Origin of the sequence: Paenibacillus solisilvae (assembly GCF_042656405.1) — a bacterium.
Taxonomy (GTDB): domain Bacteria; phylum Bacillota; class Bacilli; order Paenibacillales; family Paenibacillaceae; genus Paenibacillus_Z; species Paenibacillus_Z solisilvae.
Genome location: NZ_JBHSOW010000056.1, coordinates 1 through 14695, shown reverse-complemented (window position 1 = coordinate 14695; position 14695 = coordinate 1). Strand labels below are relative to the sequence as shown.

Below are 14695 nucleotides of genomic sequence, written 5' to 3'. Positions count from 1 at the left end.
CAATTCCCCTTTGCTTAAGTAGATGATTGATGAATAAGTCAGCGCTTTAACTCCCATATTCCTTGACGAATCCCATACGTCCAGCCGGGAAGCGGAACGCTTCTATTACTGTGCTCCCAATCCGAGTGGATTCGTTCCTGCACATCGGACCAGCTCCGGATGCCGCTTACCGCATCCGCCTTCTCAACGCAGCAGGCACCGGTGCCTACCGCTCCCAGCAGCACTTCCTCAACCGCAAGCCCCTTCGACAAGCCGCCGAGGAAACCTGCAATCGTGCAGTCTCCAGCTCCCGTCGTACCGATGACTTCAACCTGAAAGCAGGGAGCCAGCAACTCTCTGTCCTGCCAGGCTGACAAGTTATCCTCATTCGGCGCACACGGCCCCATCGCGATAAGCCGCTCCCGCTTACCTGTCGTCCGCAGATAAAAACCATACTCACCAAGCTTTAAGCCTACCATTGCCGCGCCCATGTCCAGCAGCTCCTCAGAAAGCGATCCGAGTATGGAACCGTTTGCAAATGCAAGCAGCTCGGACGTCCCATGAAGCTCTGACAGCTCTCGATAGGTGTCAGGCTGGAGCATATACAGAATCTCCTCGAAGCTGGGTAAGAATACATCAACAGAGGGCAGGACGCGGGCAAGAATGCCTCTCCAGTCCGCCTGTCCCGCCTGGGACTGCGGATCCGGGCGTGCCATATCCAGCGAAACGGTCAGCCCCTGAGCTTTAACCTTTGTTAATAACGTCTCGAGCTCGGCTCCTCCATCCTCATACATTCTTCGCATCAGAGGCGGATAACCAAAATGAAACAGCTTTGCCCCCTGCAAAGACTCCACCGTTACATCCTCTGAAGCAAAACTGTCGTTCACTCCGGTACAGTGCAGGAAAATCCGGTCGATGCCCGGCGGATTGATGACTATCGTATAAGAGCTGCTCCCTTCCGCAGCTGTGATCATGCTGCCGGCAAGCTCTTCCCCATGACCCTTCAAGATGCTTAAGATCAGGCCGCCGAATAGATCATCCCCGATCTTGCCCATGAGCTTGACCGGAAATCCAAGCCGGTATAAGGCCAACCCCGTATTAGAGACTGCACCGCCCGTAGCTAGCACTGCTGCACCGACATCAAGCAGTTTACCGGGAACAAGAAGCTCCCCGAGTCCGGCTGCTTGATTGTTTCCGTGAATCTTTGGAATAATGTCCAGACAAATATGTCCTGCGATCACGATATCGGCCGCAGCCGCTTGCAGAGCGCCGCTCACGCCAAAGCCCCACAGTCCACAATCGCCGTTGTGCCTGTTCGATGCGATTCCAGCGCTGCGGTAAAGAGTCGATGGCTGTCAAGCGCTTCTTCGGGTGTGGCGCAGGTGAATGGCTGCGTCATTTCCTGAGTACCGTGCACCAATTCGTCGCAGAATGCAGCCCACATCTGCAGGATGGAATCAGAGAATCCGAATTCGAAGATCGCTCCCGTTATCGTCCCGTATGCGGATTTATATGGCGCGTCTACGATATGCCAAGCTTGTTGTCCGCCAGCAACGTAAGGCAGTGATGAAACCTGCTTCGGGTTCTTCGTGGTAAACTCCGCGGAGAACGCTGTCCCTTGAATGCGGATAAACCAGGTATTGGCATGGCCTGGAGCAATCCTCTTGGTCGACAATACCATCGGGAATTGCTGATCTTCGGTCTTCACTTCACAAGCAAGAATCGCATTGTCCCAGGTCTCGCACGGTGCAGTGCCTCCCCTTCCGTCGGGACGCTCTTCCACGATCTTCGAGAGAAGGGCGCGTACGTTAGCAGGCTTCCATCCAAAGCGCAGCGGCAGGTGGAGTACATGCAGCCCGAGATCGCCCATGCAGCCATATTCCCCATTGGTGTCAATACGTCGTTTCCAATTGATCGGCTTCGTCGGATCGAGATCGCTGGAGTGCCAGAAGCCGGCCTCCACTTCGATAATCCGCCCAAACCTGCCTTCATTCACCCACTTCACAATCTGCTGAGCACCCGGAAAAAACGGGAATTCCGAGGAACTGCGGACGATGACATGCGGATTTCTTCTTACCGCTTCTGCTATGGCTTCATTCGCCTTTCGGTCGATACCAAACGGCTTCTCACCCAGCAGATGCTTGCCGGCATTAATAATATCGATATAGATCTGTTCGTGCAGGTTGTGAGGAACCGCGCAATAAATGGCTTCCACATCAGGGTCGGACAGCAAATCTCTATAATCCATATAAGCTTGTGTCACACTCGGGACATTATCTTGAAACCACTGCGCCGCTGACTCGTTGGCATCGCACACGGCCACAATCTGAGGCTCGAAATCCACGTCTGTCAGATGGCACCAACGGGCAGCTGCGCTTGCAAACTCCCTGCCCATAAGCCCGCAGCCGATGAGTCCGAATCGAATGACCTTCTTCACTTGACCTCTGCCCCCTTCAAAATCGCTAATGCCTGCTCTGCAGAAGCATCTTCATGGACGATAGCCATAAGTGCCGAAGTCATAGCTCCCGGATTGGGATGCTGAATCACGTTGCGCCCATATACAATACCGGAGGCGCCCTGCTTCATTAAATTTTCCGTTCGGTGCATAATCTCCTCATCGCTTGCGCGGCCGCCGCCTCGTACGAGAACGGGAACACCGGACGCAACCTCGATCACGCGGTGATATTCGTTCACATCATCCGACGGATCCGCCTTGATCACATCCGCACCCAGCTCTACCCCTTGACGAACGAGTGCCATGATTTTCTGAATGTCGCCATCCGTCATATAACCGCCCTTAAGCTCATTCGCGAGCATCACCAGCGGCTCTACCATAAGCGGCATTCCGTACTTCTCGCATTCAGACTTTAGGAGTGTTATATTCCGCACACATTGATGATGCAATTCCGGTTGAGCCGGAAGCAGCAGCAGATTCACACAGACAGCGACGGCATCCAAGCGAACGGCTTGTTCGATGGCCCGGTCAATTAACTCGCTAAATAGATATTTCGGTAATTCGGTTCCATAAATGTTGGCCGCGTCAGTTCTCAGCACCAGCCCCGGCTTTTGCTTGCCTGGAATTTCCTGGAGCAGCCGCGCCTCGCCTGCACTTAACTGAATGCAGTCAGGACCAGCCTTAACAACCGTATCAATAGCGCTTCTCATATTCTCAATACCGGACAGAAAAGAAAATTCATTGAAAAAACCGTGATCGATAGCAACATCAAAGCATTTACCTTGAACGCTAAACATGCGGTTCAACCGAGCTTTCGTAGACATAACAGCGCAGCTCCTTTATTTATAACATAATAATGTTCGTTTATAACATTATCATAGATAGAAATAACATTGCAATCCATAAAGTTGAGAAAGAACCTTATTTGCCTAATTACCTGAACGAGTTTGATTGAGGAATAGCGGGATAAACCACGTTGTGGATGAAACAAGAGGCGGTTTTTGAGGGAGCATCTTCTTCTATTCATTGGAGCCGGAAAACGATGACAAACAAAAAAGAAGCCTTTGCAAGCAAGGCTTCTCGGATTTAAAATTTGGTGCGGTCGAGAGGACTCGAACCTCCACGGCTGTTACACCACTAGAACCTGAATCTAGCGCGTCTGCCAATTCCGCCACGACCGCATCTGGCAGTATGCTTCCTGTTTTTGCTAAACATATTGATGAAGCAACGAAAAATAATATATCACAGAAGCTGTCTAGAAGTCAACCAATTTGACTGGATAATTTCTCTGCATTTTGATTATCCACTATTTCCCATGTTTAAAACCGTTACGGATGTGGTTAAGCTTAAAAGTTGCCTCATTCTCCCCACTCATCAAATGCATCCATTTTCGTTATCCTGTGATTAAAATAACAAAATTGGAAATAGTATGACAAAAAGGACTGACACCTACATGATTGTAATGAACAACGTTAATAAGGTTTATGCAGATGGTTATCAAGCGTTAAAGAATATTAATCTTGAATTCAAGCAGGGCGAACTAACCGTCCTGATTGGCCCGAGCGGCTGTGGAAAATCGACAACGATGAAAATGATCAACCACCTCGTCACTCCGACCAGCGGTTCGATATTAATCAACGGCAAAGATACACGTGACATTGACCCTGTAGAGCTCCGCCGCGGTATTGGTTATGTCATTCAAAGTATAGGCTTGTTCCCCCATATGACAATTGGAAGAAACGTCGGAGTTGTGCCCCGTTTGAAAAAATGGAAAACGAGCCGGATCGAAAGCCGTGTTGATGAGCTGTTGAATCTTGTCGGGCTGGAGCCTGAAACATACCGGGACCGCTACCCGTCAGAGCTCAGCGGCGGCCAGCAGCAGCGAATCGGCGTTATCCGTGCTTTCGCAGCGGATCCGGATATCATTCTTATGGACGAGCCATTCAGCGCTCTGGACCCGATTAGCCGCGAGCAGCTGCAGGACGAGATTGTCCGGCTGCAGCAGGAGCTTCATAAAACCATTATTTTTGTGACGCATGATATGGATGAGGCACTCAAAATTGCCGACCGAATCGTACTGATGAAAAGCGGTGAGGTCGTGCAAAGCGACACACCTGAGCGAATATTGCGGCATCCTGTAAACGAATTTGTAGAGTCCTTTATCGGTCAGAAACGTCTGCATCAGGAAGATAACCAATATGACAGCCCGACCGTAAATGAGGTCATGGTCACCCAGCCCGTAACGGCTTTTCCCAACAAAGGGCTGGCTGAAGCGATTACCATTATGGAGCGCCGCAAGGTTGATACGCTGTTTATCATTGACCGCCAAAGGCTCCTTAAAGGAATCGTATCCATCTATAACGTTCTAGAGCATTATGGTGAAGAAAATATTACGGTGGCTGATGTTATGCGGCCCGTTAGCTTTTCCGTTCGGAGCGGCTCCCTGCTTTCTGAGTCTGTGGAGATCATGAGCCAGAATCAGCTGTCTAATCTGGCAGTAATCGACGATCAGAACCGACTCGTCGGACTTATTACAAGGGGAAGCGTCGTTCGGCATCTGGCCGAGGTCTTTCCTGTCCTTACAGAGGAGGTTTAACGAATTGCTTGCCTATTTTGATTTTTTGCAGGAACGCTACTCGGACATTCTGAATGCTCTGGGTCAACATTTAGCCATTTCACTCACAGCGATCGTTCTAGGTACAATCATCGCTGTCCCGCTCGGAATTACGCTGGTTTACAACCAGATTCGATGGGTCAACAGCATCGTATTCTTCGCTGCCAACCTACTGCAGACCGTGCCAAGCCTGGCACTTCTGGCTGTACTCATCCCGCTAATGGGAATCGGAACGAAGCCGGCTGTTCTCGCCTTGCTTCTGTACACCATAATGCCGATCCTTCGCAATACGTATGACGGCTTTGAGTCCGTAGACCGAAACGTTCTCGAATCCGCCAGAGGCATGGGATATGGAACGATGCAGCGTGTCCTGCTCATCCAGCTCCCTCTCTCGCTTCCTTATATCATGTCGGGAGTAAGAGTGACAATGGTCTATATCATCAGCTGGGCAACACTTGCTACCTTAATCGGGGCGGGAGGTCTAGGCCAATTGATCGTGTCAGGGATGGCCGTTAACAAGCCTGAGCTTATCATTACCGGAGCCCTTGGTTCCATTCTACTTGCTTTAATCGTGGATTTACTGCTTGGCATACTTGAGAGATGGTTAACCGGCCGGTTTGGCGGGGCAAAGAGAATGACGATTTAAATATGGAGGAAACTGATGATTGCAAAGCTGACCCAATCTATCGCGGTGCTTGGTATGAGTGTAATGCTGATTATACTCAGCGCCTGCGGCACGGGCAATACATTCATAATTGGCGCACAAACCTTTACCGAAACCAAAATATTGGCTGAAATGTACAAAGCACTGATCGAGGAAAAGACTGATATTCAGGTGGAGATCATTCCGGATCTGGCTTCAAGTCCAGTCGTCCTTCAAGCCATCAAACGAAATGATCTTCAGATGGGGACACTCTACTCCGGCGAAATCTTCAATAACCATTTTCCGATTCAGAATACAAAGGATCGGAAGAAAGTGCTCGCGCAAGCACAGGAAGGTTTTAATAAATATTACGATCTCAATTGGATGGATCCATTAGGCTTTGAGAACACCTATGCCTTTACCGTGCGGGAGGATCTTGCCAAAGCCAAAGGATATGAGAATATATCTGATATTAAACCCGATGCACCTAACATGCGTCTTGGCGTTGACACGTCATGGCTTGAGCGCCCGTCTGATGGATACCCCGCATTCTCTAAATTTTACGGAATCACCTTCGGCAAGACATTTCCGATGGAATTAAGTCTGGTCTATAACGCGGTTGCCCAGAATCAAGTCGATATTGTACTTGCATACTCGACCGACTCCCGTCTAAAAGCGTATAACCTGAAAACATTGAAGGATGACAAGCATTTCTTCCCTCCTTATGACGCTTCGCCGGTTATCCGCAATGATGCCGCCAAGAAGTTCCCAGGCGCGGTAGAAGCCATTTCGGTGCTGATCGGAACGATCAATGAACAAACGATGATTGACCTGAACTATGAAGTCGACATCGAGAAAAAGAGTGAACGTGAAGTCGCCCTCGCCTACTTAAAGCGGGTTGGCTTACTTAAACCGTAGGGAGGAATACGAATGACTGGACCAGATTTGACGTTTTGGGATTTCATTGATTATGTGCATCGAAACTCCGGAATGTTATGGGGATATCTGTATCAGCATATCATGATGGTGCTCACCGGTGTCGGGATTGCTTTCGTGGTTGGCGTTCCTCTAGGAGCGCTTTGTACACGTAATCGAGCTCTGGCTCGCATAATCCTGGCTGTCATGAATATCCTGCAGGTTGTCCCGAGCTTAGCAATGCTGGTATTACTTTTACTCATCATGGGACTTGGGTCTACTACAGTTACCATAGGACTGTTTCTCTATTCGCTTAATCCAATTGTTCGCAACACCTACATTGGACTGCAGCAGATCAGTCCCAGTTATGTTGAAGCTGGGCGCGGCGTAGGCATGAGCCAAATGCAGCTGTTATTCCACGTACGCTTCCCGCTCGCCTTGACCTTTATCATGACCGGGTTAAGAATTTCCGCCGTTATTGCGATCGGGGTTGCAACGATCGCCCCGCTCGTAGGCGGAAGCGGCCTTGGCCGAGAAATCTATGCGGGAATCAATAACGGCAACTCGCTGCGCATCTTTGCGGGAGCAATACCCGCTGCGCTGCTTGCGATTGCCGCCGATATCGTACTGGGCTTTCTTCAGCGAAGGCTGAAGGTTGAAGGAAGACGTTCCAAAAATATCCTTCCTCCAACGCCTAAGGCACAAGGATAGTTAATCCGTCTAACTATCCTGTGGAATCAACAAAGCTCCCCTAGTTTGACCGGGGAGCTTTGTTTTGCTTGCCTAATATGTATTCCACCAAAGAGCCTCATGAATAAACCTGTAAAAACAAAAAAAGCCTTGCTTAGCGAGGCTTCCTAGTTCATAAAGTTGGTGCGGTCGAGAGGACTCGAACCTCCACGGCTGTTACACCACTAGAACCTGAATCTAGCGCGTCTGCCAATTCCGCCACGACCGCATCTGGCAGTATGTTCTGCATCTGATCTGCAGAACGTTTCTCATATTAACATTGTGAAAATAGGAAGTCAAGCTGTATTCCCAAAGTCTAAATTTTCTAACATTTCAGCAGTGAGAATAGCGTCTGATACCAGCCCTTGGCGGAGTTGTGAGTTTCCTGAATCGAACAATCAAACTAAGAAATAATGCGTTCTTCTATTATTAATAACCTGCAGAGATTACGATCCCTGCAGGTTATCAACCTTCAATCAAACAAATCGCCAAAAACGTCAAACATCGTTTTTTTCTTCCTATATGGCTTGGACTGCTTATCATGACCGCCATGCGTGTAACCCTTGCCGATATCGGAATAGCTCTGTTCAGGCTGCTGAAACTGCGTCGAAGAGCTCCTTCGATACGTAGAGTTTCCGCTGGCATGCTGCTCCATTCGTTCATATTCGTCACGAAGCTCGCGCATGCCAAGCATAAGCTTGTCTAACTCACCGCGATCGAGCCACATTCCTTTACAATCAGGGCACACGTCGATCAATACGTTATCTTTCTCAACTTCCCGCATTCGGACATTTTCGCAAACCGGACATTTCATTGTACATTTCCTCCATTCGCAATCATTACGTATGGTAAATAAGCACTGTAATATGTTCTACGGTTAAACGGTCCTGATTGTTTCATTAATTTCATTCATCGATGATATTTGTTCTCGGCACTGAAGCAGGTTCATAGTGATAGGATCTGCTCAGCTTCACAACTTTACGGCTCACTTTGCGCACGACAACACTTTCTTCATCCCAGGCAACGACGATACCAATCACGTCATTCGTTTCTATACCGTCTCTGACCACCCGGATTTTCGTTCCTTCCACCCGGTAAGAATCCAACTGTTCTTCTGAAACCACCTGATGCCGCCTCCTATTTTTCTCTATGTATTTAATAATAGATAAAAAACCTCAATGACGCATTCAACAGCACCATTGAGGTTCAATTGTATCCTTCTTAAATTTATGATCTAGCTGACATGTTCTTTGGAATCATTCGTTTCATACCACTCGTCCAGTACGCGTGAGGACATGACCCGGCTTGTAATATATTCGCCCTGCTTCTGAGTAAACTGCTGCTTCCAATCCATCTCGAGCTCTTCGGACAGCTTCACAATTGTGAGCAGCTCTGACCAAGCAACATAACGTTTGTACCAGAAAAATTGCGGATGCTCGATCATATAGGGATACAAGTCATCGAATTCTGTATGCTTGCAGTCAAGTGCTCTCTCAAAATGATTTTTGGCGTCAGACAACTTGGTTACTAAGAATTCCGCAGATATATTTCCCATATTCTTGTGCCTCCCCTCGGTCACTTATGAATATTATAATTCAAAACACGATCGTCGAATAGGTGCTGTTTATGGAACTTTCTCCAGAGCGGCTATTCGAAGCGAATTTTGCCGTCTTCAAGCGATGCAATTTTGACTAAAGACTCCACTTGAATGCCCTGTTCACGTATGGTTCTTGCGCCTGCCTGGAATGATTTTTCAATAACAACACCAAGTCCGGCAAGAGCAGCGCCAGAACGTTCAATAATTTTGATAAGACCGCGAGCTGCATCACCATTCGCAATAATATCATCAATGAACAATACATGATCGTCTGGTGATAAAAACTGACGGGAAACCATAATATCAGTTACGATCCCTTTTGTAAAGGAAGGCACTCTCTCACAATACGAATCCGGATCAGCTATCAGCGTCTTCTTGCGTCTTGCGAATAATAAGGGAACACCCAGTGCAATCGCAGTTGCAAATGCCACCGGTATTCCGGATGATTCAATGGTAATTACCTTTGTTATTGGCTGTTCAGCATACAATCTTGCAAACTCTTTGCCCATTTCCATCGTAAGCAGCGGATCGACCTGATGATTGAGCAGTGCATCCAGCTTCAGAACATCATTATTCGTAACCGAAGCCTCACGCAGAATGCGTTCTTTTAACAGTTCCATTCGCTTTCCCTCCACGTAAACCCTTTTCAATTTAACGTACCATACACAGGTACAACTTCGCAACCTGACACCTAAAAACGTCTGGCAATAAGATAATGCTCTGCAACTTTTTCCCAATAACTGCGTCTAATTAGGTACTTGAGGTGTAATATCATAATGAATGCATTAATGGACTGCCGATATAATCTCATACCTATTACTCGGAGGTGTATTCAGCTTGAAACCTTTACCAGTGAAACCTCTACGATACGCGATTATCACAGCAGCTGCAGTGATGATCTCCGGCTGCCAAATATCATTGCCCTATTCAAATGCAGAAAACAGTACCTATCAACCTAAACCTAATCAAGCCACAGCCGTCTCTGATCATGTGAGCAACAGTCCGCAGAAATCTTTCGACAACAAGGATAGTATCGGAGGAGAAGTCCCCGTGGTGAATGCCGTGGCTGACGATACGAAAGCAAGCGCACCCGATGCCCAAACAGAATCAACGACAGCTGCAAACAAAACACCTTCTTCGCAAGCAGCGAAGGAAGAGAAACAATGGGATTCTAAAGCTCCCAAGCTGCATGGTATAGCAATTGATGATTCAAAAGCCATTATCGAAACCAAGCTCGGCAAACCTTCCGATTCCTATACGTATGATGACGAGGACGAAACATTGACCATTAATGAGTATGTAACCTTCTCAGTCGGCTTTGGCAAAAACAAAAAGGTGAAATTTATTGAAGTTTTCGATCGAAAATGCGTCACTGATTTGAATGGTCTTCGCGTTGGCGATAATGAAACCGCAGCGGTTAAAGCGCTTGGCAAGCCGGATACGCATACAACAAGTGTGCTCACATATCAAGCAACGAATTCATTGCTCAAGCTGGATCTGGATCCGGATAACAATGAAATTATTTCGATTAAGTTATTTTTGAATTCCGAAAAACCATAACGTAATCAAAGAACAGATTAAGATCGGGAATGTAAGCAATAGACCATATTTCATATACTCCCGCCACGACATATGAATGCCGCCTTTACGCAGCAGCTGAAGCCATAATAGTGTTGCTAAGGAGCCGATCGGGGTGAGTTTTGCACCGACGGCTGTGCCTAATAAGCTGGTATATGGCAGATAAGCCGGACCGTTCACTTGATCGATCGCAAGTGAGGAAACCAGCACTGCCGGTAAATTATTGACTGCTGCCGCCAGCAGGGAGAATATAACCCCCGAACCGATTATACCCGTGAAAGCATCGCCGGATGCCACGGGACTCAATAGATTTGGAAACCAATCCACTGCCCCATGCAAATATAGGCTGTACACAATAAGATTCATAGACAATGCAAATACAACAATGAGCCAAGGCGCGCCGAAAAAGGTCTGCCTCGTATTGACATGCCCGAACAGCGCGCCTGCTGCCCATTGTACAGCTGCACCGCTGAGGGCGATAAAAGCTACCGGAACGCCAAGCGTTCCCGATAACAAATATCCTGTCATCATCATAGCGATAACAATCCACGATAACCAGAATAAACGTTTATCAGCAATTACCGAGACAGCGGCAGGAAACGCAGCAGGCGCTTCTTCCCTCCTCTCCTCCATCCGGATTCTTCGCCCGAAAAAGCCCGCTGTAACAAACACGGTCGCGAATATGGCGGCAATTCCCGGCATAAGCATGTTTCTAGCATATTCCCCAAATGAGATATCAAAGAAATCCGATGTCAAAATATTCGTCAGATTACTCATCATAAGCGGTGCGCTGGCCGTGTCAGCCATGATTCCGATTCCCAGCAGGAAGGCTACTCTAGCAGTACGGGTCAGCTTGAGCAGTGCGGTAACCTCAAGCACGATCGGAACCATGATGAGAATCGTCCCGTCATTGTTGAAGAAAACCGTTATACAAGCCGCCAGCATCGATAATCCGATCAACAGCCGGAGCTGACGATGATGAAACCGGTTGACGATGTGCAGCGCTGCCCAGCGGAAGAATCCATTCTGTTCAAGCATGGAGGTAAATAACATAATACCGATTAAAGAAAAGGTGGCATTCCAAACAAATCCCCATATATAAGCAGCATCCTCCAGCAAGAGAAGCTGTGCGGCAAATAGAATGCCGGCTCCAGCTAAAGCGACCCAAGCCTCATTGATCCCTTTGGGTTTAAGTAGAATGAAAACTAAAGCTGATAAAAACACAAAGATCGTTATGCACATCGACATAGAGGAGAATCAACTGCTTTCTGCTTAAAAGAGTCATGCCTGTCCCCGTTTGGACATACCTTGGTAAAGTATAGGCGTATCACGTCCCCTATGAGGATCGTGAAACAATTGTTCTCCTACGGTTATCTATGTATGTGAAGGAAAGGCAGGCTAATAAACGATGAAAAGACTAGGAACAGTACTGCAAATCGCTTTTACTTATATGGGAACCGTAGTCGGTGCGGGATTTGCAACCGGACAAGAAATCTTGCAGTTTTTTACCCGTTTCGGTTATTGGGGAGCACTCACCATCATTCTGTCGACGATCATGTTTGTTTGGCTTGGAGCGAAAATGATGCTCATCGCCAACGAAGTGAAAGCCAAATCATACGAGGACGTCAACAAGGTTCTGTTCGGTGACCAATTCGGCCGATGGGTCAGTCATTTTATGCTGGTCGTCCTGTTTGGAGTTACTGCGGTTATGTTAGCCGGTGCCGGATCGATTTTTTACGAGAATTGGAATGTTACGTATCAGTCTGGTCTGCTCATTACGATTGTTGCCTGCTTCTTCCTGCTCCGCAAAGGAATGAATGCCATTCTGACCGTAAATTCGATCGTTGTTCCCACGATGCTTTTCTTCACGGTGCTCATCATCATCGATACGATAAAAACACCAGGCGCAAGCAGGTGGCTGCTGTTATCCAGCGATTATTCCCCCATAGCTGCATGGGCTTCGCCATTCTTGTACGCCGCATTTAATCTATCCATGTCCCAGGCGGTGCTCGTTCCGTTGGGGGCTGAAATGAAGGACCGGAAAAGCATTGTTTATGGCGCTTGGGTAGGCGGGATCGGAATCGGCTTCATGCTGCTCGCCGGCCATATTGCTCTATCTGTCTACATGCCCGGCATCCAACAATTCGCCATTCCAATGGGCGGAATCGCCCGCCAGCTGGGCAGCAGCGTGCAGTGGCTGTACATTTTCCTCATTTTCGCTGAAATCTTCACGACGCTCATCGCAGATGTCTACGGACTGACGCTCCAGCTGCAGGAAAGGTTAAAAATGTCACGGACCCTGCTAACGGTTTGCGTGCTCATTGCCTGTTATTTAGCCAGCCAGATCGGCTTCGGCAAACTCCTTGCCACCCTCTATCCTTTATTCGGCCTCTTCAGCCTCGGCTGGCTTGCCCTGCTGATCTGGCAGCGCCCTCCGCTAAGAGGGCGCTAAAGATTGCTGCAATTTTCAAAGGCTAAGCGAGTCTGACCAGCTGGGCATTCGGCAATTTGTCCATCATGAGATCCCGCACATGGTCGTGGCAGGTGAGCATAATGATTTGCCTCCGGCCGGAGAGCTCGGCTATTACTTGTACGGCGGCCTCCAGTCTTTGTTTATCAAAGTTAACGAATAAGTCGTCTAAGATCATTGGGAGTTCGACAGCTGCTGACGCTTCATCCGCAAGAGCGAATCTCATGGCTAGATAGAGCTGCTCTGCTGTTCCTCTGCTCAAAAATGGACTGTCCACCAACCGGCCATCTGCCATCTCCAGCAGAATGGTCTGTTCGCCTTCCGGAACAGCAATTCGCCTATACTTCCCCTCTGAAAGCAGTGCCATAAAGCGGGATGCTTCCCGAATGACAGCAGGCTGACGCTCTTCTTCCATCACTCTTTTGGTACGCCCAATCAGGGACATGCTCATGGCAAGCACAGCGTATCGTTCAATTAACTGTTCAAGCGCAGCTGCAGTTTTTTCACGTTCTGCTGTTAACTGCTGCCGGTCTCTATCCCGAAGAAGAAGCTCCAGCTGCTGCTGCAGCCGTCCGCTCTTCTCCAGCAGCTCACTTTTTCTTTTTTCCTGGTTGGTCCATTCTTCATCCGCCCCTGCTCTCATAGCCTCCAGCTGCTGAGCATCTGATTCGGCAAACCAATCTTCAATGATCTGGAGCTGTTCCTCTGTCAGTCCTGCAGTCAGCTCTGCATTGCGTTTATACAGCTCGCTCTCAATCTGATGAAACCGCTCAGATTTAGCCAATATTTCGAGCAGCTGCAATTCGCCGGCTGCTTCAGAGGCTAAGAACCATTGCTCCTGCTGGAGCATTAACCGTCCAAATTGGGTTTCAAGCTCAGCTCGTTTAAGGTCGTACTCCGTATATTTGTTATGCAGATCACCCAGCTGTTTATTGATCTCTGCGTGACGGATGGCTTCGTTATGCAATAAACGGAGTGCAATCGCAGAATCGCCGGCTGCCGTCTTGGCAATGGCAGGAAAGGCATCCGCTAAATGATCAGCAGCCGTTTCAAAAGCTGCCAGCTCCAAATCCAGCGCAGCCGCTTTAGCCGTGATGCGATCAAGCGTTTGGAGCCGGAGCATGGCTTGCTCGGCCAAATCAAAGGTCTCCATAGCCGCTTCCGGTGAAAGTTCAGGCGGAAGCGATCGGTTTATGAGCCAATCGCGCCATTCATCAGCGATTGTGAAAACCTGCCTCGCGGCTGTTTCTGCCGCCTGCCGCTGGAACTGCTCCTGCGCCTGCAAGCGGGCTCGCCGGCGTGACAGCTCCTTTCGCCGCTGCGTGTCATGTTCGCTGCTGCGCAGCTCATCAAGGCGTGCATCGATTGAGACTCGCAGCCGCTCGAGCAGCACAGCTGTGCTTGGCATGTCCGCTCGGCTGGACAGCTTCGCGCTGGACAGCCGAGCGCCTGCGGCGGAGGCAGCCGCTGCTTCTTCCGCGTAGGCGCGGGCCGCCGCGAAGCTATCGCCGCGGCTGTGTCCGGCGTAGCCGGGATGACGGCTGCCGGAATTGTCGGCTGCCGTTTGGTTTGCAAGCAGCGCGGCGAGCGCCGCACTTGGCTCGCGCACCAGCGAGGCAAGTGCGGCCGCGACGCGGCGCTCTGCGGCGGCCAGCCGCGCCGTTGCAGCGCCAGCCGCTGCGGCGGCGGGCGCAGCGCGCTCCGCGGCCAGCGGC

Annotated in this window: 15 protein-coding genes and 2 tRNA genes; 6 read left to right on the top strand and 11 right to left on the bottom strand. The window is 49.2% G+C overall.

Annotation, left to right across the window (positions count from 1 at the left end):
- Positions 1 to 38 precede the first annotated feature (38 nt).
- The 4 genes from ACFPYJ_RS15195 to ACFPYJ_RS15180 form a co-directional block, all read right to left on the bottom strand.
- Positions 39 to 1256 carry a carbohydrate kinase family protein gene (locus ACFPYJ_RS15195; RefSeq protein ID WP_379188997.1) on the bottom strand — a complete coding sequence of 406 codons (1218 nt, stop codon included), beginning with the start codon at positions 1254 to 1256 and terminating at the stop codon, positions 39 to 41.
- The gene (locus tag ACFPYJ_RS15190) at positions 1253 to 2416 is read right to left on the bottom strand and encodes a Gfo/Idh/MocA family protein (protein ID WP_379188996.1); all 1164 of its coding nucleotides are present in this window, start codon (positions 2414 to 2416) and stop codon (positions 1253 to 1255) included. The genes ACFPYJ_RS15195 and ACFPYJ_RS15190 overlap by 4 nt, the downstream gene beginning before the upstream one ends.
- Positions 2413 to 3258, bottom strand: coding sequence for a class I fructose-bisphosphate aldolase (locus ACFPYJ_RS15185; RefSeq protein ID WP_379188995.1), 846 nt, complete (start codon positions 3256 to 3258; stop codon positions 2413 to 2415). Before ACFPYJ_RS15185 ends, ACFPYJ_RS15190 begins: the two co-directional genes overlap by 4 nt.
- 270 nt (positions 3259 to 3528) lie before the next feature.
- Positions 3529 to 3615 (bottom strand) — tRNA-Leu (locus tag ACFPYJ_RS15180).
- A 272-nt stretch (positions 3616 to 3887) separates the two neighbouring features.
- On the opposite strand from ACFPYJ_RS15180, the gene ACFPYJ_RS15175 reads away from it, so the two are divergent.
- Genes ACFPYJ_RS15175 through ACFPYJ_RS15160 form a run of 4 tightly spaced genes read left to right on the top strand, consistent with a single transcriptional unit; the run spans position 3888 to position 7317 of the window.
- Positions 3888 to 5030 (top strand): ABC transporter ATP-binding protein, encoded by a 1143-nt coding sequence (locus tag ACFPYJ_RS15175; RefSeq protein ID WP_379188994.1) that lies wholly within the window; start codon positions 3888 to 3890, stop codon positions 5028 to 5030.
- Between the two features lie 4 nt (positions 5031 to 5034).
- Entirely contained in the window at positions 5035 to 5694 is a 660-nt protein-coding gene (locus tag ACFPYJ_RS15170; protein WP_379188993.1) for an ABC transporter permease, read from the top strand.
- Positions 5695 to 5709: 15 nt separating this feature from the next.
- On the top strand, positions 5710 to 6609 hold the full coding sequence (locus ACFPYJ_RS15165; RefSeq protein WP_379188992.1) for a glycine betaine ABC transporter substrate-binding protein: 900 nt from the start codon (positions 5710 to 5712) through the stop codon (positions 6607 to 6609).
- A 12-nt stretch (positions 6610 to 6621) separates the two neighbouring features.
- Complete coding sequence (locus tag ACFPYJ_RS15160) at positions 6622 to 7317, top strand: ABC transporter permease (RefSeq protein WP_379188991.1); 696 nt, start codon at positions 6622 to 6624, stop codon at positions 7315 to 7317.
- Positions 7318 to 7477: 160 nt separating this feature from the next.
- Here ACFPYJ_RS15160 and ACFPYJ_RS15155 read toward each other — a convergent pair.
- The 5 genes from ACFPYJ_RS15155 to ACFPYJ_RS15135 form a co-directional block, all read right to left on the bottom strand.
- Positions 7478 to 7564, bottom strand: a tRNA-Leu gene (locus tag ACFPYJ_RS15155).
- A 243-nt stretch (positions 7565 to 7807) separates the two neighbouring features.
- Positions 7808 to 8149, bottom strand: coding sequence for a TFIIB-type zinc ribbon-containing protein (locus ACFPYJ_RS15150; protein ID WP_379188990.1), 342 nt, complete (start codon positions 8147 to 8149; stop codon positions 7808 to 7810).
- Between the two features lie 91 nt (positions 8150 to 8240).
- Positions 8241 to 8459 carry a hypothetical protein gene (locus ACFPYJ_RS15145; RefSeq protein WP_379188989.1) on the bottom strand — a complete coding sequence of 73 codons (219 nt, stop codon included), beginning with the start codon at positions 8457 to 8459 and terminating at the stop codon, positions 8241 to 8243.
- A gap of 110 nt (positions 8460 to 8569) precedes the next feature.
- Entirely contained in the window at positions 8570 to 8890 is a 321-nt protein-coding gene (locus tag ACFPYJ_RS15140; RefSeq protein WP_379188988.1) for a hypothetical protein, read from the bottom strand.
- A gap of 92 nt (positions 8891 to 8982) precedes the next feature.
- Positions 8983 to 9552, bottom strand: coding sequence for a xanthine phosphoribosyltransferase (locus ACFPYJ_RS15135; RefSeq protein ID WP_379188987.1), 570 nt, complete (start codon positions 9550 to 9552; stop codon positions 8983 to 8985).
- A 217-nt stretch (positions 9553 to 9769) separates the two neighbouring features.
- Between ACFPYJ_RS15135 and ACFPYJ_RS15130 the strand changes: the two genes are divergently transcribed.
- Positions 9770 to 10492, top strand: coding sequence for a hypothetical protein (locus tag ACFPYJ_RS15130; protein WP_379188986.1), 723 nt, complete (start codon positions 9770 to 9772; stop codon positions 10490 to 10492).
- Here ACFPYJ_RS15130 and ACFPYJ_RS15125 read toward each other — a convergent pair.
- Entirely contained in the window at positions 10466 to 11758 is a 1293-nt protein-coding gene (locus ACFPYJ_RS15125) for an ArsB/NhaD family transporter (RefSeq protein WP_379188985.1), read from the bottom strand. The genes ACFPYJ_RS15130 and ACFPYJ_RS15125 overlap by 27 nt on opposite strands.
- A 160-nt stretch (positions 11759 to 11918) precedes the next feature.
- On the opposite strand from ACFPYJ_RS15125, the gene ACFPYJ_RS15120 reads away from it, so the two are divergent.
- Positions 11919 to 12962 carry a YkvI family membrane protein gene (locus ACFPYJ_RS15120; protein WP_379188984.1) on the top strand — a complete coding sequence of 348 codons (1044 nt, stop codon included), beginning with the start codon at positions 11919 to 11921 and terminating at the stop codon, positions 12960 to 12962.
- Positions 12963 to 12984: 22 nt separating this feature from the next.
- Here the strand turns inward: ACFPYJ_RS15120 and ACFPYJ_RS15115 are convergent.
- On the bottom strand, positions 12985 to 14695 hold a 1711-nt coding region (locus ACFPYJ_RS15115), incomplete at its 5' end, for an ATP-binding protein (RefSeq protein WP_379188983.1).